This window comes from Dinoroseobacter sp. PD6 (assembly GCF_028807315.1).
Classification (GTDB): domain Bacteria; phylum Pseudomonadota; class Alphaproteobacteria; order Rhodobacterales; family Rhodobacteraceae; genus Dinoroseobacter; species Dinoroseobacter shibae.
Genome location: NZ_JARAMN010000001.1, coordinates 87,010 through 111,783, shown reverse-complemented (window position 1 = coordinate 111,783; position 24,774 = coordinate 87,010). Strand labels below are relative to the sequence as shown.

Below are 24,774 nucleotides of genomic sequence, written 5' to 3'. Positions count from 1 at the left end.
TCTGTTGTTGTCGGACTGCATTCTGCACCCCGCTTCTTTCAATGTGTTACTCGGCGCTGATCGCAGCGCCCCTTGTCTCTTGTGGCAGGTCAGCCGCATCCGCGCCCTGCCCCTCGGTCAGGACGCGCTGGGGACGGTCGATACCCGGTCTTGCCAGGCGCGGCGCCTGGCCGGGGCGCGGAAGCTCCCCCTTGGCCTGGGCCGCCTCGACAATCTCCCGCAAGCCCTCCGCAAACGGGACCGAGGGATAAAATTTGAGTTTATTCTTCCCTTTCGAAATATCGTATTGCTGCACGTAACGGCGCCAGACGCGGGTGCGGTCCGGGTCCAGGTCATCCTTGCTGGCCTTGCCGATCGCGATGCGGGTCATCCGCCCCATGTCACGATAGGTGATCACGTCCGGCCCCGCCACGGTGAAGGTCTCGTTCCGGGCGCCGGGCTCGAAACAGGCGCGCAGGATCGCCTCCACCGCGTCGGTGACATGGACGAACTGGCGCGGCTGCTCGCCCTGCTGGCCCTTGCCGAACTCGGGCTTGGGCGCTTCGGTCTTGACCATGGGATCGACCAGCGGATCGCCCACGCCGTAGACCAGCGCAAAGCGCAGGATGGCGTGCTCGTAGCCGAACTTGCGGCCATAGAAGCGCGCGAGGTTCTCGCCGGCGATCTTGGTCATGCCGTAATCGGACAGGTCGTGCCCGCCATCCACGCGCAGGGCGGAGCTTTCGTGGATCGGCCATTCCGCCTCGGCGAACTGGTTCTGGTAGGCCGCGACCGAGGAGCAGAACACAAAGCGCGCGCAGGCGCCCGCGGCGTTGACCGCCCGGATCAGGTTGTGGGTGCCTTCCACGTTGGTCTCGCGCAGCTCGACCAGGGTGCAGGACCCCGCCAGCCGCGCGGCCATGTGCAGGACAACCCGCGCGCCCTCCACCAGCCGGGCCAGCGCGTCGGTATCCCCCAGCCCGCCCTCGATCAGCTCGATCTGCGGGCTGTCGGGCAGCACGTCGCCCGTGCCCGGCAGCACCAGCGCGCGGATGGTGTAGCCCTTCGCCAGCAGCTTGGGGATCAGGTTGGTGCCGATGAACCCGGTGCAGCCGGTGATCGCGATGTCGCAGCGGCGGGTGCGTTTGGGGGCGGCGATATCGGCCACCTCGGCGCTGCGCACGGGTGCGGGGGTCTCGTAGGGCTTGATGTTGTGATCGCCCAGCAGGATCTCGGTGCCGCCATCGGGGTTCTCGACATATTGCCAGCCCGAGGCGAAGCGCGCCGGGCTCTTGCCGCCGAACACGTTGGCGGTGCCCACCGCCAGGCCGTGCGGGGTGGAGACCATGGTGCGGCCGCCGTAATTGTAGGGGTTGTTGAGCCCGTTGATCGTCACCGGCTGCCAGTTCACCCCGTCCTTGGTGCGCCAGAGCTCAAAGCCGCCGCCGACCTCCGCCAGCTGCTCGAAGCTGACCGCGTCGACCAGTCGTTTGGCCGTGGGCGACGGGCGGTGGGCGTATTGCAGGAAGACCGACCAGTCGAAGGTGGTGACATAAAGCCAGCCGTCATGGACGCACATCCGCCAGGTGTAGCCCGAGAAGATGTTGTCGAAGCCCGGTGCGATCCCCGAGAGCGGGTATTTGAACCCCTGCGGCGTGTCCCGCGGCATCCCGATCAGCAGATCCCAGCTGTCATCGGGCCAGATGCGGATGATTTCCCCCGCGCCGGGACCCACCAGGTTGGTGCGGTCATAGCCGCCGTTCTGGATCGAGGAGCCGACATAGAGTGCGCCGTTGAATTCCACCATGCCCATGGCGATCTCCGACAGCGGGCCGCGATAGGCGCCCTTCTCGATCACCCGGCGCCATTGCAGGGGCCCGTCGCCGCACCGCGGCGTGGTCCAGACCTGGTAGCCTTCGTAATTGTTGAACGTCCCGGCATAGAGCTGGTCGTTGGCCTTGGCCATCATGAAGATGCCGTTGTTGGTCTTGTCGCCGAAGCCCAGGTCGCAGGCGGTCTCCCAGTTGCCGGGGCGCGGGTCGTTGGAGCGTTTCAGCACGCCGGTGCGGTTGGAGTTGAACTGGATCCCCTCGCCCGCGGGGGGCGCGTAGAGGTAGCCGTCGAAATCCACCAGCTCCCGGAAGGTCGAGATGTTGTCGTTGCCGATGCCCGGCTCGCAGGCAGGCTCGAAATTCAGCCCGTCCTCGGAGCGCAGGACATGGGCCGCACAGCCGCGCAGCACCGTGGACATGGTCGAGACATAAAGGTTCGGCTTGCGGTCGGACTTGCCCTGGAACACCCGCATGCCGCGGTAGCCGAGGTCGCGCGGCGCCTCCTCTCCGGTCTTGCCCTCGATCAGCGGCGAGCGATAGGCCATTTCCCAACTGTCGTCTTCGGGGGTCCAGCGCCAGATCTGGCCCTGCATGTCGAGATCGCGCACATTGGGGGGCACGTCCACCGGCCAGGGGTCCAGCGCAGGCGGGTCAATCGGCGGGAAAAGGTTGAGCAGTTTGAATGAGTTGCGGGTCATGCCACAATAAAGACGGCCCTCGAAATACTCCATGCCGTGGACATAGGCATTGGCCGGATCGCCGATGCCGTTCTTGGCCAGACGCCGGAAATTGCCCGCGGTCAGGGCCGGGCCCGCCTCCGGGTGCGGCCGCACACCCCGCAGCGGATCGACCCCGTCTGAGCCGCCTTCTTTACGCAAATCGGTCACAAACTCGCTCGCTCATTCCTTGCCCAGCGCCGCCCGGGCGCCGGAGGGTCCGGTGTCTCCAGCGCACTCAGGAGCGCGTCCGGGTTCAGCAACGGGAAGAAGTGCCCCGCATTGGGCACCGTGATGCTGCGCGCCTCGGGCATCAACCGCGCCAGCCCGTCGCGCGTATCGAGATACCGCGAGCGCGCGCCGTAAACCAGGTCGACCCGGCGCGTGAAGCTGCGGATGCGGTCCTCTTCGAGCCCGGTGGGATCGTGCAGCTCCTCATGGGCGTTGGTGCGCGCCATCAACTCGCGCCAGCGGCGCATGGCGCGGGACGGGCGCCGGTCCCGACCCGCGCTCACGGGCATGGCCGCCAGCACCGCCGCATCGCCGAAGCCGCGGGCCTGCCCACGCGAGGGGCCGCGATCGGTCTCCAGCAGTTCCTCGAAAAACCCGTGGGCGACGCGGGGCAGCTCCCCCTCGATGACGATGCCCCGCTCCCGCAGGCGTTTTTGCAGGGCGGGCCAGGAGCTGGTATCCGACAAAGGCGGCATCTTCTGCAGCGAGGGCACCCAGGCATCCACGAGGCTCAGGCGCCGGACCTTGTCGGAGCCGATCGTGGCCACGGCGAGCGCCACGGCCCCGCCGAAGCTGTGCCCGATCACATGGGCCTTCTCGATCCCGAGATGGTCCATCAGTGCGACCACGTCGCCCGCCAGGTCCACCGTGCGGTAGCCTTCGTCGGACATCGCCGAGAACCCGTGCCCGCGCAAATCGAGCGCGGTCACGCGGAACCGCTCGGCCAGTTGGGGCGCCACGCGGAACCACCAGAAGGCGATGTTGCAGAACAACCCATGGATCAGCACCACATCGGGACCGTCCCCGATCTGCTGGTAATGGATCGTATGCCCGCGCAGGGAAGCTCTCGGCATGGCTCAGAGATACCCGAGGGATTTCAGGCGTTCGCGGATCTGCTCTTCGGCGTCGCCGGTCAGGGCCGCGTCGTCGGTATCGCCCGCCGCCGCCCCCTCGCCCGCGGTATAACGGATCGGGTTGTCAGCCTTGTAGGCCTCGGCGAAGGCCTGCTCGGCCACCTTGCCCTCCATCTCCGAGGGCACCTCGACCCCGCAGGAATAGAGCGCCGTGGGCGCCACATCGGCGATCTGCAGCCGGTCGAGCGCCGTGCCCGCCGCGATCCCCGGCCCGGTGGCCACGAAGATGCCGTCGGGGTGGTGGGTGGCATAGGGCACGCGCCGGTCCTTGATCGGCTGGTCCGCGCGCAGCACCGACAGGAAGCTGTAATCATGGAGCTGCAGGGTCAGGTCCGGGGCGCGCTCGGTCTGGGTGCCGGGGAAGGCATCTTCGCGCTTGAACACCGACTTGATCACCGGCTTGCCGGTCTCGGGATCGGTGAAGGCCAGAAGCTGCGCGATCAGGTCGTCGCGGAACGCCTCGTACTCCGCATCGGTGACGCCGGGATCGCCCGGCTTGGCCGCGCGGCGGATGAAGATCGCGTTGGAGGACGAGCTGAGCGAATAGGCCTTGGTCTCGGCCCAGTCGATCAGGGTGCTGGCCTCGGTATTCTCGTCGAGCGCCACGCGGCCCTGGTCGTCCATTGCCACGCCCGCGTTCCAGGTCAGGAGCCCCGCATGTTCGAGGAAGGTGTTGGCATAGAAGATCCGCGTGCCCGAGCGGGTAAAGCCGTGATCGGACACGATGAAGACCTGCGCCTGCGGCCCGGCCTTGTCGATGATCTGCACCAGGTAGTCGTCCACGTTGCGGAAATATTGCAGCACCAGCTCCCGAGCCGCCACCGAGTCCGGCGTGGTGTAGTCGTCCCGGCTGACCGGGTCGATCAGGTGCCAGCAGAGGTGCTGGATCCGGTCGACGCCGTCGAACAGAACGGCTGTCAGCTCTGACGGCTCTTCCTCCATCAGCGTCAGCAGGATGTCCTGCCAGCGCTGCTCCCGCGTGATGTGGAACTGCACCCAATCGGTCAGCTGGTTCTCCGACAGGCCCTGCACGGCCTTGCGCTCATGCTGCCAGTCGGTGGACATCTCGGAGGCCTTGAACACACCCTTGGCCTTGAGCATCTTGAAGGTCTCGCGCGGGTGGATGGCGCGGCCGAGATAGGACCAGGGCACATAGCCCGGGATCACCACCCCGTCGATCGGCTTGGCCGGGAACATCACCGGGTAGTTCAGGGTCGTCGCCCGCTTGCCGGCGGCGCTCGCGATCTGCCAGATGGTCGGCACCTTCACATCCGCCGAGGTCGCCAGCGTGTAGCTGGGCTTGGACCCTTCGCGGTCGACCCGGATGAAGTCGAACACACCGTGATTGCCGGGGCTGCGCCCGGTCATCAGCGTGGCCCAGGCCGGCGGGGTCAGCGGGTGGATCGTCGAGGCCAGGATCCCGCGCGCGCCTTCGGCCATGATACGCCCCAAATTGGGCATGACCCCCTCCGCGACCAGGTGGTCGAGCATGTCGTAGGTCGCCCCATCAAGGCCAATGATAACCGTCTGAATTTTCGTCTGTGACATCTCCGGGTCCTTCCTCAGGCGTTCTGCCGGGCGCTGAGCGCGACCACCGCTTTGAGGATATCGTCTACGGTCATATCCTTAAGAAGTTGATCCTCCTCGCGCATTTTACGGAACAGCTGGTCGCCCAGGCCGTAATTCTGCTGCAACTCGGAAATAAGGTAGACGAGGCTGATGGATTCCACCCCGAGGTCGAGCACCTTGCTCTCGGGTTTCAGGTCGATCTCGTCCTCGCCCAGGTCGTCGGCAAGATCCTCGAAAATCTCCTGCATCACCTTGTAGGCGTCATCATAGCTCACGGGGGTCATGGTTTTATCCTCTGGCCTTTCAATTTCCTGCGTCCTGCGGTCTGAGCACGACGGCGGCGATCAGGCCCGGCGCAAGCTCGGCCGTCGCGGTCACCGCAATATCGGTGTGTGTTGACAGATCCCGAACAATCACGGGCGGGGCGTCCATTCCATCACCCTGAACCTCGAAACGATCAAGGGCCTGGGCGAGGCCGAGCCCGAAGCTTTTGCCGACTGCTTCCTTTGCGCACCAATAGCGGGTCGCTGCCGTATCGCGCGGCTGTCCTTCGGGCAGGGCCATGATCGAGGCGCGCTCGGCGGGGGTGAAGGCGGTCTCCAGGAACGCAGGCGTGCGCGGCGCGATCTCTTCGAGATCCACGCCCACCCCGGCATAGCGGCGCGGATCGGCCGCCAGGCCCAGCGCGCGCGCGCCCTTGTGGGCGATCGAGATCAGCGGCGCAGGCCCCCAGGCGGGCGGCAGGGTCGGGTCGATCACCGGGCCTGCATCCTCCCCCGGCACGACCAGGGGAATGTCAGCGGGCGCGAGCGCGCGGCCCAGCACCGCGCGGGCCGCATCCTTGGCCGCCGCGCGCCCGCGCAGCCATTCCCAGCGCCGCTTGTCCGTGGCCCCGTCCATGGCGGCGAATTCCGCCCGCTCGGCCCGGGACAGGACAAGCCCCGCCAGCACCTTGGCCCAGATCCCGCCGGAGCCGTCCAGCAGATCGTCACCGATCTCGTCGCAAAGATGCAGCGCGCAGCCCTCGGGCAACGGCGCGCCCCCCGGCAGCGCGATGGGCGCCGAGAGCGGATTGCGCGGCGGGTCGAGCCGGGCCCGGAAGAACCGCTCGGGCAGGTTGAACCGCTTGTCCCACCAGCCCGCGATCCGGCATTGCAGCCGCCCGTCGGCCGAGACCACGTCGATATCGGCGCGCATCTCGTCCGCACCCACCAGATCGATGGTCGCGCGGCAGCGCGCGCGCTCGCCACGGGCGAGGCGGTCGCGGAAGATCTCCAGCGCCTCGACCCGGAAGGGGAAGATGTGGAACGCCTCGGGCAGCATTTCCGCCGACCAGACGCCGACCAGCTGGCCCACCGCGTCAAGGGTAATGGCGTCGGTCTCGAAGCCCGGGTCGGCGACCCCGGCATAGAGCGCGTCATGGGGCAGCCCGATCAGGGTGCCTTCCACCCCGCCCGTGCCGACCACATCCATGGCCTCCACCGCCTGCAGCTTGGGACCGTGGAACATGATCTTGCCGTAGACATCCGCAAGCGACCAGGGCGCGTCGCGCAGGGCGCCATAGCTTTGCGGCTGGGCCGGGGGCGCCTCCGGGCGCGCGGGGGCCAGCGTCACATCCGCCTCGATCAGGATCGGGCGCAGCGCCGGGCCGTCGGCGGCGCGGATCCGCACGCGCACCACGGTCACGGGCCCCTCTTCGCGCAGTTCTGCCGCAGCCTCCACCACCAGGGGCGGGCGATCCAGGGCGAACCAGCGCGAGGCGCGCACCTCCCGCATCCCTGTCACCACGAGGTCTGGGCGCAGGGCCGCGGCGGCCTCGGCCAGTGCTTCCATCGAGAAGGTCAGCGGCACCACCGGCAGGCCGGTCAGCTCCGGGTCGCGCTGGGAAATGCCGTGGCCGAAGCTGTGATCGCGCAGGTAGGGCGCGCGGGCCGGATCGATCTCGATCCGGGCGGTCAGGCTGCGACCGTCGGGGGCCGGGGTCACCGCGCCGAGCATCGGGAACCGCCGGGGCGCCTGGGTCTCGGGGGTGGGCATGGGCGTGGGGGCCGCGTCCGCCTGTCCCGGCACCGTGCCGAGATAGGCGGCCATGATCTCGGTCTCGGAGGCGAGGAAGCCCTCCAGCGTGTCGAAATAGGCGTCGACCACCGCTTCGGCCTCTGCCGGAGGCGCGGTGGGAGCGGGCTGCGGCCGGGGTGCGGCGGCGACCGTCACCGGCATCTTCGGCGGTGTCGGGGCGGCGGGCGAGTTGGCGGTGGGACGGGTTTGCGACGCGGCGGGGGGCGGTGCCGCGGGGGCGGGTTTCGGCGCGGGCGGTGCCTTGGGCGGCGCGCTCTGCGCCCGCTCGGGCACCGACGCGATATCCATGGGCTGCACCCCCATCTTGAGCACCTGCGGACGGCTCGGACCGGCCCGCTTCGCCACCGCCCGCACCGGGGCCGCCAGCGCGCCAAGGTCGAGCGTCACCCCCTCCACCACCAGTTGGGCGGCCATGTGGTGCAGCTGGTCGAGCCCCTGGGAGGACGGCGTGTCGACCGCCACGGCCACATGATCGCGCCCGCGCAGGATGTCGTTCACGAAGGCAGACAGGTTGTTGCGCGGCCCGCATTCGACGAAGATCCGCGCCCCGTCCGCATACATCCGCTCCACCGTTTCGACGAAACGCACCCGCCCGGACCATTGGTCGGCGGTCAGCTTGCGGATCGCGTCGGGCGTGTCTGGAAAGGGCGCGGTGCTTAGGCAGGAATAGACCGGGCGTTCGGGGGCCGCGACCTGCATCCCCGCGAGGAAGCCTTCGAGCCGCGCGCTGAACGGTGCGAAGGCCGAGCTGTGATAGGCGCGCGAGAACGGCAAGAGCTCGTCAAACCCGCCCAGCGCGGGCGCGAGGCTCAGGGCATAGTCGCGGCCCGCGTCGGAAAACGCCGCCACGACCTTCTGGTTGGGGCAGTTGTCCATGGCCAGATAAACATCGTCGCGCCCCGCGAGCTTGTCCTCCAGCGCCGCGCCATCCACCGCGCCGAGCGCCACCAGCGCGCCCTCGGCGATCAGCCCCTCGGCCGCCATCGCCTCGTATTCCGCGTTCAGCGCGCGCATCTCCGCCTGCAGAACGGCCGGATCTTCGCGCCGCGTCACCCCGGCGGCAAAGAGCGCCGAGTATTCCCCCGTGGAATGGCCGACCAGCATGTCCGGGCGCAAGCCGATGCTTTCATACAGCGCTGCAACCGCCTGGTTTGCCGCGAAAATCGCCTCCGGCCCGATATCCATCCGCCACAGCGCGCCGCCCTCTTCGGCGGTGCCGGGGGGCGGGAAGATCACCTGGCTCGGCAGCAGGTTGCGGCCATGGCCCGCGAAGGCCCCGTCCACCAGGTCGAACCACTGCCGCATCCGGGGGTAATGCAGCATGATCTCGCGCAGCATGCCCAGATGCTGGCTCCCCTCCCCGGGGAACATGAAGGCGACCTTGCCCGTGGCGGCCAGCGGTGCCGCGTTCAGATACGCCCCCTTGCGATCCCTGAGCCGGTCCTTGCCGCTGGCGATCCGGCCGAGGATCTTGTCGATCTTGGCCATGGCATCGCCCGCGTCCCGGGCCACGATGGCCGCGCGCCAGGGGCCGGGGCACGGGGCGGCATTCTCGACCCGCGCGACCTCTGCCGGGGGCATGTCGCCCGATAGCGCGGTTTTCAGCGCCTCCAGCCGTGCGCTCAGTCCCGACGCATCCGGCGCGCCCGCCACCAGAAGCTCGCTCGACCGGGTGAGGTTCGGTGCAGGCTCCGCCCCGCCGCGATATTCTTCCAGCACCGTATGGGCATTGATCCCGCCGAAGCCGAAGGCGTTCACCCCCGCCCGCCGGGGCGTGTCCAGCCCGTGGATCCAGGGCCTGGTTTCGGTGTTCAGATAGAGCGGCGAGCCTTCGATCCCCAACTCAGGGTTCGCCTCGTCCAGCAAGGTGGGCGGCAGGGTCTTGTGATAGAGCGCCAGCGCGGTCTTGATGATCCCGGCCGAGCCCGAGGCGGGCAGGCAATGCCCGATCATCGACTTCACCGAGCCCAGCGCGCAGGACGGCGCGTCGCTGTCGCGCGTCCCCATCAGGCCCACCAGCGCCTCGACCTCCGTCGCGTCGCCCAGGGCGGTCGCCGTGCCATGGGCCTCGATCAGCCCCACGGTGGCCGGATCGACCCCGGCATCCTCATAGGCGCGCTGGAGCGCGAGTGTCTCCCCCTCGATCCGGGGGGCGAGAATACCCAGCCCCTTGCCATCGCTGGCCACGCCGACCCCGCGCACCAGCGCGTAGATCCGGTCGCCCGCGGCCTCCGCATCGGAAAGCCGCTTGATGCACATCAGCCCGACGCCCTCGCCCAGAAGCGTGCCATCGGCATTGGCCGAGAACGGCTTGATCGACCCCTTCCGCGACAGCGCCTCGAGCTGGCAGAAGATCTGGTAGATCGGCGCGGGGGTGGAGGCATGCACACCGCCCACCACCGCCATGTCGCACCGCCCCGCCCGCAGGTCCGCAACCCCGCGATCCATGGCGATGAGCGACGAGGCGCAGGCCGCGTCCACGATGTAATTGGCGCCCTTGAAGTCCAGCCGGTTGGAGATCCGCCCCGTCACCAGGTTCGGCACCAGGGCCGGGGCCATTTCCGCATTAAAGGGCGGCAGGGAGGCCTTGAGCTGCGCCTTGACCTCGGCCAGCTCTTCCGCGTCGGTCTCGGGATGGAGCTTTTTCAGGATCGACAGGAAGCGATCCACCATGATCCCGTGCTGCACCACGCTGGTGAAGCCGCGATTGATATAGGTGCCGCGGCCCAGGATCACCGCCACCCGGTCGCCGGGGACGGGGCGCGCGGCGAAACCGGCATCCTCCACCGCGTCGGCGGCCACCTGCAATGCGAGGAACTGGTCCGGCTCCCCCCCGTCGATGGAGGTCGGCATGACCCCGTGGCGCAGCGGGTCGAACACCGCGAGATCGCGCAGGAACCCACCGCGCTTGGTGTAGATCCGGTCGTTATCCGCGCTCTCGGGGTCAAAGAACAGATCCGCGCACCAATCGGCCGGGGCATCGGCCACCGCATCCACCTTGTCGGTGATGTTGCGCCAATAGGTGGCCGTGTCCGGTGCCTCGGGATAGATCGAGGCAATGCCTACGATTGCAATCGGTTCGTTGTCAGCGTGGCGCGTGGGGGCACCGTCTGCTGTCATTCCGCCGCCTCTCTGGTGCCGCCTGCGCCGTAGGTGCGGGCGTAGGTCTCCGCATCCGTCTCCCACGGGCCGCGTCCCCAAACCACCTCCGGGGCGCTCGCCCTGCCGCGGGTGATCTCGAACTCCAGCGCCCGCACCCCGAGGCGGGGATCGATGGGCTCGATATTCATGGCGTCGAACTGGGCCTTGATCTCGGCCGAGACCATGCCGCCGCTGTCCCAAGGACCCCAGCTGACCGCGGTCACCCGGCCCGGCCAGCGCGCGTCGAGCACGCGGGCGAGCTTGGAGACGGTCTCGTTCGCCGCACCGTAATCCCCCTGCCCGCGATTGCCGAACCGGCCCGCGACAGAGGTGAAGAACACCAGGAATTTCAGCCCCTCGGGCCGCAGCGCCCGGCTCAGGGCAAAGGCGCTCTCGGTCTTGGTGCGGGTGACGTTGTCGAAGCTCTCGACGGTCTTGTCGAGCACCAGCTTGTCCTCGATCACCCCGGCGCCGTGCAGCACCCCGTCGATCCGACCGTGCCGCGCGTAGATGTCGGCCACCATCGCCTCCAGCGCATCCTGGTCGCGCACATCACAGGCGACATATTCCGCCGTCGCGCCCGCCGCCGCGATGGCCGCCATGGCGCTGCGGATGTCACGCGCCTTGAGGGTCGCGCGATAGTCCGCCTCGATAGCCGCGGGCGTGATGGGCCGTCCCGCCGCCTTGGCCGCCGCGATCAGCGCGGCCTTCAGCGCCCGATCCTCGACGATCCCGGCGGTCTCCGGCGCCTCGGGCCCCTCGGGCGGCGGCGTCGATCCGGCCAGCACGAAATGAGGTTTGTGCAGCTCGGCCAGATGCCGGGCGATCTTGGCGGTGATGCCGCGCGCGCCCCCGGTCACGAGGACCACCGCCCCCGGTGGCAGATCCAGCGTCACGGGATCCTCGGCCCCGAGCGGCGCAGGCTCGGCAAAGAGACCATGTCGCGCCTCGTCGAGATAGCCGATCTCCACCGGCGCGTCCCGGAACCCCGCCTCGGCCAGCACCAGCTCGGCCTTGCGCACGGCCTCCAGCGCCGGGGCGAAATCCACCGCGCGGCACTGCACGTCCAGCCATTCCTTCGCCACGGTCTTCAGCAGCCCGGGCGCCCCGCCCGCCGCCGGCGCCGAGGGCACGGTGCCATCGAAGCCGAACGCGCCCCCCATGGCCGAGGCGCAGACCACGACCGCGTCCGTCCGCGCGCTCAGCCCCTCGCCGAGCTCGTTCAGCAAGCTGTAGAAGGCCCGCGTGCAGCGATCGACCGAGGCCCGCCAGGCGTCCCGGTCCATCTCTTCGAACAGCGGCTCTGGGCGCAGGGGGGCCAGATGGAAGACCCCGGCCACCGCCCCGTCCATCTCCCGCACCGCCGCACGCAGGGCCGCGTCGTCGGAAAAGTCGAGGGTCGCGGGCGACAGGAGCCGCACACCGGCCCCCTGGGATTGCAGATGGGCCGCGACCGCCTCGGCCACGCCAGCCTCATCATCGGTCAGGATATAGGTGGCCCCGGGCACGATCCAGTTTTCCGCCGCGGGCGCAGGCACCGGTCGCGCGGACATGATGAAGCGCGGACGCCAGCTGTCGGGATCGACCGCGAGGGGGGCTTCGGCCTGCGCAGCCACCGGGGTCGCCGCCGCTGCGGGCGCGGGGGCCATAGCCGGGGCCGCGAACTCCGCAACCACTTCCATGAACTTCGCGACGATCCCGCGCACGGTGCGTTCCCGCGACACCGGGCCCATCTTCTCCCGCGCGGCCTCGCCCGCATCGGGCAGAAGGTCGCCGCGCAGGGCGCCGAGGATCTCCACCCGCTTAATCGAGTCGACCCCGAGATCGGCCTCGAGGTTGAGGTCCGGATCGAGCATGTCCGTCGGATACCCCGTCCGGTCCGAGATCAGCGCCAGAAGGGCGTCGGTCACTGCCGTATCGGACAGGGCCGGCGCGGCGGGCGCAGACGCGGCTACCTCGGGCGCGGGGGCCGTAGCCGGGGTCGCGAACTCCGCCACAACTTCCATGAACTTCGCAACGATCCCGCGCACGGTGCGTTCCCGCGAGACCGGGCCCATCTTCTCCCGCGCGGCCTCGCCCGCATCGGGCAGAAGGTCGCCGCGCAGGGCGCCGAGGATTTCCACCCGCTTGATCGAGTCGACCCCGAGATCGGCCTCGAGGTTGAGGTCCGGGTCGAGCATGTCCGTGGGATACCCCGTGCGGTCCGAGATCAGCGCCAGAAGGGCGTCGGTCACCGCCGTCTCGGAGAGCGCAGGTTCCGGCACCGGGACGGGTGCGGGCGTCGCCACGGGCTGGGGCTGCGCCGCCGCCGGGGCAGCTTGCGGTGCTGGCGCGGGGGACGGCGCGGGGGCTGGGGCCACCGCAGGCGGGGTCGGCACAGGTGCGACCGGCGCGGCGGCATGCGGCACGGGCATCGGCGCAGCAACACCCGGCGCGGCCTGACCGGCGGCCAGCCACTGCATCATCACCGCGCGATTGTTGTCGAGGAACTTCGCCATCAGCTCCTGGTGACGCTTCATCACGCTGTCGGCCAAGGCCGCGGAGACCGGCTGCGACGCCGCCCCAGGGGCCGTCGCGGGCCCCGCCGGGGCCACCACGGGCGCGGTCTGAGGGGCCGCGAGTTGCGCAGGAGCCACGCTCGCCGCAGGGGCGGCGGCCGGGGGCGGCGTCGGGACGGGGGCAGTCTGGGGCATGGGGTCCTCTTCAAGTCGCGCCGCAAAACCCTTGCGCGGCGGCACACCATCGATGGGGCGGGCATTGGCGGCATCGAGCTTCCAAAGCATCGCGCGCTGCGGATCTTCGGGCAGGCTCAGGTCCCAGCCGGTCACGTCCAGATCGCGCGTCTCCCGCCCGTCCCAGAGCCGCGCGAGGTCGATCTCCAGCCCCGCGGCGGCAGAGCCACCCAACAGGCACAGGAACTGCTGGATACCGGAGCGTCCCTTCATGTCTGCGGTCAGGGCGAGATGGGGCTTGTCCTCCAGGATCCGGTTGGTCAGGCGCGACAGGACGGCCCCCGGCCCGATCTCAAGGAAAAGCCGCGCGCCCGCGTCGTGCATCGCGCGGACGCTGCCGAGGAAATCCACCGGATCGACCAGGTGCCGGGCCAGCTGCGCGCGCACGTCCTCCGGCACCTCGGGATACACCTGTGCGGTGGCATTGGCATAGACCACGCGCCCGGGTGCGGCGATCTCGGCGGTCTCCAGCGCGGCGGCCAGCCGGTCGCGGGCCGGGGCCACACAATCCGAATGGAACCCGCAGGCCACGGGCAAAAGCCTGGCACTCAGCCCCGCGGCACTCAGCCGCTGCTCGGCGGCCAGAACCGCCTGGGTCGGCCCGGCGATCACCGTCTGATCCGGCGCGTTCATGTTGGCCAGCGTCACCTCGGGCGCATCGCCCAGGGCCGCGCGCACCGCCTCCGGCCCCGCATTGACCGCCGCCATGGTGCCCAGGTCGTCGCCGCCCGCCTGCACGATGGCATCGCCGCGCGCATGGGCCAGCCCCAGCAGGGTCGCCGCATCGAAACTGCCCGCCGCGTGGAGCGCGGTGTATTCCCCGAAACTGTGCCCGGCCATCCGGTGGGCCTCCAGACCGAAGCTCCGCACCAGGTTCAGCAGCGCGAGCGACACGGCCCCGATCGCGGGCTGGGCCACGTCCGTGCGCTTCAATGCCTCGATCTGCGCGTCACGCTCCTCGGGATCGAGGGTGGGCCGCGGGAAGATCCGCTCCGACAGGGGCGTGTCCAGCCGCGCCGACAGGGTCCGTGTCGCCGCCTCCAGGTCCTCGCGCACCTGCGGGAAGGTCATGGTCAGGTCCGCCGCCATGCCGGGATACTGCGACCCCTGCCCCGGGAAGAGGAACGCCACCTGCTCGGGCGTCACCGGCGCCTCGGCAGAGAAAAACGCACCCATGGGATCGACCGAGCGCAGATCGCCCGCGTCCGAGCGCAGCCCCTCGGCCGCCCGGGCAATGCGCGCGCTGGCATCCTCGAGCGAGCCCGCCACGATCGCGAACCGCGCCTTGGCGCTCGGGTCAAACCGCTTGGCCAGGCTCGCCGCTACATCCGCCGCGCGCACACCGCTGGGGGCTTGCGCCATGGCCCCGGAGGCCCGTTTCAGCGCGTCGGCAAGATCCGTCTGCGAGGCGGCCGAGAACACGAACAGCTCATGGGTCCAGTCGCGCCGGAACGGGGCCTGGTGCCGGGGCAGGTAGCCGCCGGTATATTCCTCCAGCACCACGTGGAAATTCGTGCCGCCAAAGCCGAAGGCACTCACCCCCGCCCGGCGCGGCGTGTCGGTCGGGTTGAGCCAGGGCCGCGTCTCGGTCAGCACGTAGAAAGGGCTGTTGGGAAAATCCGCCGACGGGTTCGGCTCGGTGACATTGAGGGTCGCGGGCAGCACCCGGTGATGCAGCGCCATGGCCATCTTGATCATGCCTGCGCAACCCGCCGCCGCTTTGGTATGGCCGATCATCGACTTGACCGACCCCACGCCGCAGAACTGCCGGTCGTCGCGGGCCTCGGCAAAGACCTTAGACAGGCTCTGGATCTCGGTGCGGTCGCCGACCACGGTGCCGGTGCCATGCGCCTCCACCGCGCCCACGGTGCCCGGCGAGATCCCCGCATGGGCATAGGCCCGGCGCAGCGCTTCCTGCTGGCCCTCGGCCCGCGGCGCCGTCAGGGACAAATCCTTGCCGTCCGACGACCCCGCAACCCCGCGCAGCACCGCGTAGATCCGGTCGCCCGCCGCCTCGGCCGCATCAAGACGCCGCAGCACCATCATCGCCAGGCCCTCGGAGATCGCGATCCCGTCCGCGCTGGCATCGAAAGTCCGGCAGCGGCCCCGGGGGGACAGCGCCCGCGTCTTGGAAAACGCCACAAAATCAAAGGGATTCTGGAAGCTGTCGGCGCCGCCGACGATCACCATGTCCGAGGTATGGTTCTCCAACTCCCGCGAGGCCATCATCACGGCGGCGAGCGACGAGCCACAGGCCGCGTCCACGGTGAAGTTCACACCGCCCAGATCGAACCGGTTCGCCACGCGCCCGGCAATGACGTTCAGCAGGATCCCGGGGAAGCTGTCCTCGGTCCAGGTCGGCAGCCGGGCATCGGCCACCTCGGTCATGGCGCCATTGATCGCGGGCATGGACGAGCGCACCGCGTAACGCTGGCCCAAGGGCCCCGCGCCGCCGCCCACACCGATGATGACGGAGGTCTTGCGCCGCAGCTCCGCATCCTCGATCACGCCGTCCTTGAAGCCCGCATTCTCCAACGCCTGGCGCACCGTCTCCAGCGCCAGAAGCTGCAGCGGCTCGATACTCGGCATGGTCTTGGGCGGGATGCCGTATTTGACCGGGTTGAAATCGATCTCGTCGAGAAACCCGCCCCATTTGGAATAGATCTTGTCCGGCGCATCGCGGTTCTCGTCAAAATACCGCCGCCAGTCCCAGCGTCGCTCCGGCACCTCCTCGATCGCGTCCACCGCGTCGAGGATGTTCTCCCAATAGGCCGCGAAATCCCGCGCCTTGGGCAGGATCGTGCCCACCCCGGTGATCGCGATCCGCGCGCCGGGGCCTTCCTCGGGTGGGGCCATGGGCCGGGCCGCGGGCGCGGGTGCGGCCGCCTGCAACAGCGCCGCGGAGTCGGTGCAGATCGCGCCGTGCAACGCGGCAATCGTCGTGGGCTCGGAATGCAGGCTCGCCGCCTGCCCGATCATGTAGACGCCGAGCTTTTCCTGCGCCTCCGGCGTCATGGCGACGAACTTCTCCGCCCCCGCGACCTTGCCGTAATCCGGGTTGCGGTCGATCCCCTTGGAGGCGATCCGCGACCGGCCGACATTCAGCCGCTCCAACCGGTCCTTGATCTCGTCCGGATCGACCTTTTCCGAGCGCAGCCGCGCCTTTTCGGCGAAGAACTCGTCCACGATCGGGCTCTCGACCACGCGGGTCGCATGCCCCGGCGCGGATTCCCGCAGCATCGTCTTGGCCGAGGTCAGCGCCAGCTCCTGGTACTTCTGCAACACCGCGCCGCTGGCGACCGCCTCGCGCGTCAGGATATAGCCCGTGCCGACCACGACACCGATCTTCGCCCCCCGCGCCGCCAGCCCCGCCGAGAGCGCCGAGACCATCGCGCCGGAGGTGGCGTCATGCACCCCGCCCGCGAACAGAAGCTCGCAATCGATCGGCGCGTCCGGGCCGTAGTAAGCCTCCAGCGCGTCGATGGCCTGCTGCCACAGGACGGCGCTGGACCGCGGGCCCACATGGCCGCCGCATTCGCGCCCCTCGAAGATGAACCGCCGCGCGCCGCTTTCGAGAAACAGCGCCAGCAGCCCCGGTGAGGGCACGTGCAGCCACGTGGGGATGCCTTCGGCTTCCAGCGCCAGCGCCTGGTCGGGCCGTCCGCCCGCAATCAGGGCGAAATCGGGTTTATGGGCGGCAATCACAGCTGTCTGTTCGGCCCGCAAGGCGTCGTCCACGAACCCCAGGATCCCCAAGCCCAGCGGCCTGTCCCCGATCCGCGCCTTGGTCTCTTCGAGCAGCGCGGCGCACTCCGCCTCGCGCATCAGCGCAAACGCCAAAAACGGCAGCGCCCCGCCCTCGGCCACCGACACGGCGAACTCCGCCACATCGCTGACCCGGGTCATCGGACCCTGGATGATGGGATAACGCGTGCCCGTCACCTCCGTCAGGGGGCTGCCCTCGGCGAGCGGCGTGGTCGCGCGCGCCTCGGCCACCAGCGCCTCGGCCCCCGCCGCAAGCCCGTCGAGCAGCGCGGGCAAGGTGCCGAACCGCGCCTTGAGCCCGGCGGCAAAAGCCGCGTCCTGCCCCACGAGCCAGACCGGATCGTCGGCATTCACCGCCGCCTTCACCGCGGCGCGAAACGCCACCGAATCGCTGCCGGGAATGTCGAGCATGTCCAGCGCCCGCGCAGGCTTGTGGTCGGCCCGCCAGAACACCCGATGCCCGGCGCCGAAATCCTGGCCTAGACAGTTGGTCTCGCTGCCATCCATCCGCGTGATCGCGCGCAGCATCGGCGCGGGCAACTCCGCCTCCTCGAAGGCGCAAAGTGGCCAGTCCAGCAGAATGCCCCGCGCCCCGGCCACCTTCAGCGCGGCCGCCGTGTTGACCGACACGCCGCCGGCCGCGATCACCGGCAAATCGGTTGCTTTCGTCAAGCGCTGGAGCAGCAGGAACGTGGTCTCGTCCCCGACCCGTCCGCCCGCCTCGTGCCCCTTGGCCACGACCCCGTCGACCCCGGCAGCCTCCGCCGCGGCGAGGAAGGTGGTATCGATGAGCTCCACCAGAACACTTGCGTCCGGAACCGCGGCGCGCACAGCGTCGACGGCGCAGGCGAGCGAGGCCGCGTCCTCGGGCACCAGAATGACACAAGCGGGCTCCGACACGGACTGTGCTGCACCTGCAACAAACTCCGCCGCGGATCCGCTGGACAGCTTCAGCCCCCAGCGTCCGCGGGCCTTGGCCGCGACGTCCGTCAGTGCCCGGCGCACCGCTGGCGCAGCCGCATCCGCAAACTCGAGGTCGAGGATCCCCCAATGGCCCGCACGGCTGGCGGAAATCGCAATCCCCGGAGTGATCTTGTTGGGAACCGAACTGGCGAAGATCATAAAATCACTCTTCGTCAATGGCATACAGGTCACTCCTACAATGAAATTCACAAATACTCGGCCTTCTGCCCCGCTCGCCGGGCGCAACCACCGTTCTCTGTCTACACCCTTGGACGGGTCAGAAGACCCCCCATCTCACACTTGCGCGCTTTCAGCACCATGACTGTCTATCCACCGGCGCGTTACCGCAACGTTAGCGGCCCACCGCCCGCGAAGATCAAATTCCATCAGGGCCCGAAGGCCCCGCGTATATTGCAATGCAGCATATCTTGGCAAAACCAATCCTGACAGCCTATCGCTTCGGCGCAATTCTATCAAGTTTCGCACCTGCACAGGGGCTGCAACTTGGCCAAAACGCGCCCATGTCCCGATCACGTGCGGCCCCTTTCCTTCCGCAGATCTGCCTGACGGTAAAAGGTTACGCATTCGTAAACTCGATCCCACACATGCCCCCCTTTGATGGATAGCCTTGACCCTTGTCAAGAAATCTCCCCCCGAGGGCGCACAGGAAGCGAGCAAATTGCGCGAGGCGCCCAGGAATTAATCACATCATGGGAGCCACTTTCCCGGCACCGGACCGCACAGGCGTGTTACTCCGCCGCGACATCCGCGGCGGCCCCCGACTGGTCGGCCATGTAGTCGTTCACGCATTTCGCGATCTTGAAATAGCCCGCGCGCGTGTAGTGGTCGCTGTCCTGGAAATCCTCTTCCAGCAGGACCTCGTCCAGATCGACCAGATGGGCCTGGGCATGGCCCGCGCAGAACGCCTTGCACATCGCGTTATAGGCCGCGCGCATCTCGCCCGTCCGCTCCGCCTGCATCCCGGTCTTGGTCGCCGCCGTCAGCACAAAGACCTGTGCGTCCGGCTTCACGAGACTCATCGCCCGCTCCATGCTCCGGCGCGTCAGCTCAAGGCTCTCCTCCAGCGTGTAGCGCCGGTGATAGAAGGACTTGGCAAACCACAACGCCTGGTCGGACTTGATGAACTTCTTCAGCGTGCGCGGCGGCACCTTGACCAGGTATTCCCCGCCCCACTCCTTGCCGCCGAAGGTAAAGAACGTGTCGCCCGGCACCGCGTAATAGAGCGACAGCAGCACGACATCGGAGTCCGCCAAGGCAACATCCAGGTCCTCCATGTCCTGCCAGGACCAGGTGGGAAACTTCTTCAACGTCTGATCATGTTTCAAAGGCTTGCGCGGGTTCAGGAAAAACCCCGGATCGTCATAGCGCACGAGGTATCCGCGATCTTCCTTGTTGACGAATTCATGCCGGTTGGTGCCGCAGTAAAACGACACCTGCAGCAGGTCGCACCCGCCGACAAGGCACAGGGTCCGATCGTCCTGCTCGGAAAACACCTGATCCGACGACGACGCCTCCGCGACCCAGTCCACCTCCGCGCCTGCGTCCAGCTGGCTTGCCACCGGGCCTTTGACGTCGAATTCCGGCGCACCGATCCGCTGCCAGACGAACTGCTCCACCCCCATGTTGAGCGTCCGGCATGAAAAGCAGAAATGATGCACGGTTGTGCCACTGTATTTCACCCGCGCGGCAAAGAAGCCCACGATCCCGTAATCGCCGTAACGGTCCGTCACCCGCACCAGCCCCGCATGCACCCCCGAGGTTGCCAGGAGCGCGTCCAACTCCGCCCGCGCCTCCGGCGTCTCCACCCGATTCTTGGTGAAGTTCAGCTGGTTCGTGCGATTGATCAGCTCCAGAACCCGGTCCATATGCGGCTCCAGATCGGTTATAATCTCGACCCGGATCTGCGACTGGCGCAGGAACGCCATGTTGTCGAGCGCACCCTCGGCTTGCGCGGCCTGCTTGGTCTCCAGCATCTTGTATTGGGCCAGCCGGGAATGGGCGCGGTCGTCCTTGCCCTTCATCTGCGGCAGATCCAGCAGCCCGGCGAGCGGCTGGGTCGCATCCACGCACATCAGCCCCTCGTTGAAGAACGCGGCCTCTTCGAGGTTCATGTGATTGTCGTCGAGAAACACCACGTTCGGCGCCCGCAACCCCATGGCCGACAGCATGGTCTTGATCGCCTGGCCTTTCGGGGTCCAATCGATATGGGGAAACACGATGTAGTCCCAGACGCCGAGCCTCTCCAACTCCGCCTTGGCGGTGTCGAAATCGTTCTTGGAACAGATCGACGACATGATCCCGCGATCCGCGAGCGTCTTGATCATCTCTGCATGGGCCGGGATCGGCGTAATGCCCCCTTCGGACAAGGTGCCCTGCCAGAAGGTCTCGTCCAGGTCCCAGATCACCAGCTTGACCTGCGCCGTTATCGCCTCGAATCCCGTGCTCACCGATCCGTTCCTCTCATGCGTGCGTGGTCAGGTCCCGACCGGGCCTGCCAAACTCAACCACGGTTTGACACGAATTTGCAAACCAATGGTTTCCCGACGCGGGTTTCAGCCCCCCTGCGCCGGCCCGCCATCCTCATAGCCGAAAAATTGCGCCATTTCGATCACGTGATCGGCGAACCCGACCCCATCCTCGCGCCAGGGCAAAGGCCCGCTCAGCCGCTCGGGCTTGATGGTGTAGGGCCGCAGGGCCGGGTTGTCCTGGTAGCTCGGGTCGCCCCCCCATTGGGCATTCTGTGGCCCGGGCCGGGCGAAGGGCGAGGTTTCGGGGTGCTTCATCGCCTCGATCGCCGCAGGGCCCGTATCCACCCCGAGCCAGCCGCAGATCCGCGCCAGCCAGGTGTCGGGATCGGCCAGCAGGTCCTCGCCGCGCAGCCGCATCTGCCGATCCGCCGGGATGGTGTCGAGGAAGTTCAGCAGCCGCTCATGGGCCTCGAACCAATGCACCTGCGGATCCAGAACCGGCGGGTCCGTGCGCCGGTCCCAGGAGTCGCCCACGGGCGAGCGCAGGATCATCGTGTACCACTTCGCGTCGATCATCGACCGGCCGGCGGACATCGGGTGGCGGGTGATGTGGATGTATTTCGCCCCGGGCAGGATCTGCTCCTGCCGGAACGGAAAATGCGCATCCGCCGCGATTGCCGGGCTTTTCTCGACGATCGCTTTCGGCGCCACCATGTCCTGGAGCGCCGCCATCAACTCCCGCGTGGTCATGTCCCGGTTTGCGTGCAGAAAGGCGCGCATCTCCTCCACGCCCCTTGCGGTGACTTCGCCAAACTCCAGTTGCGCCATCGCCCGCACGATCCCGTGGGCCAGCCCGTTGCGCCCGCCCATGGTCATGGCCAGGAACTCCCCCACCGTGTCGCCCAAGGCCAGGTTCAGCTCCGGCATCCCGTAATGTTGTGGATGCTGGCCGAGCATCCCCGCGGCAATGGTCGTGAAAGAGCGTCCGGGGCCAAGCAGAACGACGGGATCGGGCATGAAATCAACCTCTGAAATGGGGCGCACCGGGGCCGGGCGCCGAAAATCCTGGATGACGCACAGAACCACAGCCCCCGTGCTGCGCAAAGCGCCGGGACCGGAATTCGCGGCAAACGGGACAGACTGTGGCAGCCCCGCGCGCCCGGACCGCGCCGCACTGCCGGTTCTGGCACGCCCCGGTTAACAAATCCCCGCACCCCCAACGCAAGACGCCGCGCCCCGGGGGGCACGGCGTCCGGGTCTTGACCCTAAGAGAGCCTAGTGGGCCTTTTTCTTCTTCGGCGGCATCAGGTCGGTGATCGTGCCCTCGAACATCTCGGCGGCGAAATTCACCGTCTCCGACAGGGTCGGGTGCGGGTGGATCGTATGGCCCAGATCGACCGCATCCGCGCCCATCTCGATGGCGAGCGCCACCTCCGAGATCAGGTCGCCCGCATTGGTGCCCACGATGCAGGCCCCGATCACCCGGTCGTCCTCGGGATCGAACAGCAGCTTCGTAATCCCCTCGGACCGGCCATTGGAAAGGGACCGCCCAGACGCCGCCCAGGGAAAGACCCCCTTCTCGTAGGCGATGCCCTTGGCCTTGGCGTCGGTCTCCGTCACGCCGCACCAGGCGACCTCAGGGTCGGTATAGGCCACGGAGGGGATCAGCCGCGCATCGAAATGGCGGTTGTGACCCGCGCAGACCTCTGCCGCGACCTTGCCCTCGTGCACCGCCTTGTGCGCCAGCATCGGCTGGCCCACCAGGTCACCGATGGCGAAGATATGCGCAACACCCGTGCGCTGCTGGCTGTCCACGGCGATGAAGCCGCGCTCGTCCACGGCGACCCCGGCCTTCTCTGCATCGATCAGCGCGCCGTTCGGCTTGCGCCCCACGGCCACGAGCACCTTGTCGAACGTGTCCGTGGTGAGCTCACCCTTGGCATCCTCGAAGGTGACCTTCAGCCCCTTCTTGAGCGCCTCGACCCCGGTCACCTTGGTCTTGAGCAGGATGTTCTCGTACCGGCCCTCGATCCGCTTGTGCAGCGGCTTGACGATGTCCTTGTCGGCCCCCGGCATCAGCTGATCCATGAACTCGACCACAGTGATGTCCGAGCCCAGCGCGTCATAGACACAGGCCATTTCCAGCCCGATGATACCGCCGCCCAGGATCAGCATCCGATTGGGGATGTCCTTGAGCTCCAGCGCGCCGGTGCTGTCGATGATCCGGTCATCCTCGGGCAGAAACGGCAGGTTCACCGGCTCGGAGCCTGCCGCGATGATGCACTGGTCGAAGCTGACCGTCGTGACGCCATCCTCGCCTTCCACCGCGATCATGTTCGGCCCGGTGAACTTGCCATAGCCGGTGACGACCTCGACCTTGCGGCCCTTGGCCAGACCGCCCAGGCCGCCGGTCAACTGACCGATCACGCTGTCCTTGAAGGCGCGCAATTCATCCAGATCCACCTTCGGCTTGCCGAAACTGACGCCGTGCGCGCCCATCTCTTCAGCCTCGGTGATAACCTTGGCGACATGCAGAAGCGCCTTGGACGGAATACAGCCGACGTTGAGGCAGACCCCGCCCAGAGACGGATAGCGCTCGATCAGAACGACCTTCTTGCCCAGATCCGCCGCCCGGAACGCCGCGGTGTAACCGCCGGGGCCGGAGCCCAGCACCACCACCTCGCCATGCACATCCCCCGGGCCGGTCGCGGTGCCGGTCGCGGCCACTGCCTGGGGGGCAGCGGCGGCTGCGGGGGCCTCATCAGCCCCTTTCGGGGCTTCTTCGGCGCCTGCACTCTCGAACACCATGATCACGGTGCCTTCCGAGACGTTGTCGCCCTCGGCCACCTTGATCTCCTTGACGACACCGGCGGCCGGTGACGGCACCTCCATGGTCGCCTTGTCACTCTCCAGCTCGATCAGCGGGTCTTCCTCGGCCACCGTGTCGCCCACGGCCACAAGGATCGAGACGACCGGCACATCGGTGAAATCCCCGATATCGGGTACTTTAATCTCCATCGGTCCGTCTCCTTACCACATCAACTTGCGCATATCGCCGAGCAGGGTCTTGAGCGTCACGCAGAACCGCGCCGCCAGGGCCCCGTCCACCGCCCGGTGGTCATAGCTCAGCGAGAGCGGCTGCATCAGGCGCGGCACGAACTCCTCGCCATTCCAGACCGGCGCCATCTTCGAGCGTGTCAGGCCCAGGATCGCCACCTCGGGTGCGTTGACGATGGGCGTGAAGGACGTCCCGCCAATCCCGCCGAGCGACGAGATGGTGAAGGTCGCGCCCTGCATGTCAGGGCCTTTCAACTCACCCGCACGGGCCTTGGCCGACAGCTCCATCAGCTCCTTGGAAATCTCCACCAGCCCCTTGCGGTCGGCATCCTTGATCACCGGCACCATCAGCCCGTTGGGCGTGTCCGCCGCAAAGCCGATATTGTAGAACGCCTTCTTGATCAGCTTGTCGCCGTCGGGATGGATCGAGCTGTTGAATTCCCAATGGGTCTTCAATGCCGAGACGCTCGCCTTGATCACGAAAGACAGAAGCGTCACCCGGTAGCCGTCTTCCTTGGCCTGGGTGTCCATCTCCTTGCGGTACTTGTCGAGCTCGGTGATGTCCGCCTCGTCGTTATGGGTGACGTGCGGGATGTTCAGCCAGGACCGGTGCAACGCTGGGCCGGAGATCTTCTTGATCCGCGGCATCTCCACGTCCTCGACCGGGCCGAATTTCGAGAAATCCACCACCGGGATCGGCGGAATGCCCATGCCCCCGGACGCAGCACCCCCCTTGGCGGGTGCAGGCGCCGTGCTGGATTTCAGATAGGCGGTCACATCCTCGCGCAGGATGCGCCCCTTGCGGCCGGTGCCGTTCACCTTGCTCAGATCGATCTCCAGGGATCGCGCGAAGGCCCGCACCGAGGGGCTCGCATGGGCCTTGCCGAAGCCCGCATCGGTCACCGGCGCAGGCTTGGGGTCGGTGGGGGCCGCGGGCGCGGCAGCGGACGGGGCCGCGGGCGCCGAGGCGGCTGGTGCCGAAGGCGCCGGCTCCGAGGCGCCCGCCGCGCCATCTTCGGCCTCCATCATCATGATCAGCGTACCTTCGGAAACGGTATCGCCCTCGGCCACCTTGATCTCGACCACCTTGCCCGCAACGGGGCTGGGCACTTCCATGGTCGCCTTGTCGCTCTCCAGTTCCAGCAAGGGGTCTTCTTCGGCGACCACATCGCCGACCGAAACCAGGATGCTGACCACCGGAACATCGGTGAAATCGCCGATATCGGGCACGTTTACTTCGATTGCCATTGTCTTGTCCTTCTCATTCCCTGGCATCCGCCGGCCCTGTCCCGCGCCGCGCGCAGGCC

At 68.0% G+C, this 24,774-nt stretch carries 10 protein-coding genes; all 10 read right to left on the bottom strand.

Annotated elements, in window-relative coordinates; translation table 11 throughout:
• Positions 1-46: 46 nt before the first annotated feature.
• The 10 genes from PVW48_RS00450 to aceF all read right to left on the bottom strand — a co-directional run bounded on the left by PVW48_RS00450 (position 47) and on the right by aceF (position 24,715).
• Positions 47-2,698, bottom strand: coding sequence for an NAD-dependent epimerase/dehydratase family protein (locus PVW48_RS00450; RefSeq protein ID WP_274579791.1), 2,652 nt, complete (start codon positions 2,696-2,698; stop codon positions 47-49).
• Complete coding sequence (locus PVW48_RS00445) at positions 2,695-3,612, bottom strand: alpha/beta fold hydrolase (RefSeq protein ID WP_012178629.1); 918 nt, start codon at positions 3,610-3,612, stop codon at positions 2,695-2,697. The genes PVW48_RS00450 and PVW48_RS00445 overlap by 4 nt, the downstream gene beginning before the upstream one ends.
• Before the next feature lie 3 nt (positions 3,613-3,615).
• Entirely contained in the window at positions 3,616-5,220 is a 1,605-nt protein-coding gene (locus tag PVW48_RS00440; protein ID WP_274579790.1) for an alkaline phosphatase family protein, read from the bottom strand.
• Between the two features lie 14 nt (positions 5,221-5,234).
• Positions 5,235-5,525: an acyl carrier protein gene (locus tag PVW48_RS00435; protein WP_012178631.1), complete on the bottom strand. Its 291-nt coding sequence runs from the start codon at positions 5,523-5,525 to the stop codon at positions 5,235-5,237.
• Between the two features lie 19 nt (positions 5,526-5,544).
• Complete coding sequence (locus tag PVW48_RS00430) at positions 5,545-10,440, bottom strand: type I polyketide synthase (protein WP_274579789.1); 4,896 nt, start codon at positions 10,438-10,440, stop codon at positions 5,545-5,547.
• The gene (locus tag PVW48_RS00425; protein WP_274579788.1) at positions 10,437-18,080 is read right to left on the bottom strand and encodes a type I polyketide synthase; all 7,644 of its coding nucleotides are present in this window, start codon (positions 18,078-18,080) and stop codon (positions 10,437-10,439) included. Before PVW48_RS00425 ends, PVW48_RS00430 begins: the two co-directional genes overlap by 4 nt.
• Positions 18,081-18,670: 590 nt before the next feature.
• A complete protein-coding gene (locus PVW48_RS00420; protein ID WP_274579786.1) occupies positions 18,671-20,389 on the bottom strand; it encodes a hypothetical protein in 1,719 nt (572 codons plus the stop codon).
• A 105-nt stretch (positions 20,390-20,494) separates the two neighbouring features.
• Positions 20,495-21,427 carry a sulfotransferase family protein gene (locus PVW48_RS00415; RefSeq protein WP_274579785.1) on the bottom strand — a complete coding sequence of 311 codons (933 nt, stop codon included), beginning with the start codon at positions 21,425-21,427 and terminating at the stop codon, positions 20,495-20,497.
• A 258-nt stretch (positions 21,428-21,685) separates the two neighbouring features.
• A complete protein-coding gene (lpdA, locus tag PVW48_RS00410) occupies positions 21,686-23,428 on the bottom strand; it encodes a dihydrolipoyl dehydrogenase (RefSeq protein ID WP_274579784.1) in 1,743 nt (580 codons plus the stop codon).
• 12 nt (positions 23,429-23,440) lie between these two features.
• The gene (gene aceF / locus PVW48_RS00405; protein ID WP_274579783.1) at positions 23,441-24,715 is read right to left on the bottom strand and encodes a dihydrolipoyllysine-residue acetyltransferase; all 1,275 of its coding nucleotides are present in this window, start codon (positions 24,713-24,715) and stop codon (positions 23,441-23,443) included.
• Positions 24,716-24,774 lie beyond the last annotated feature (59 nt).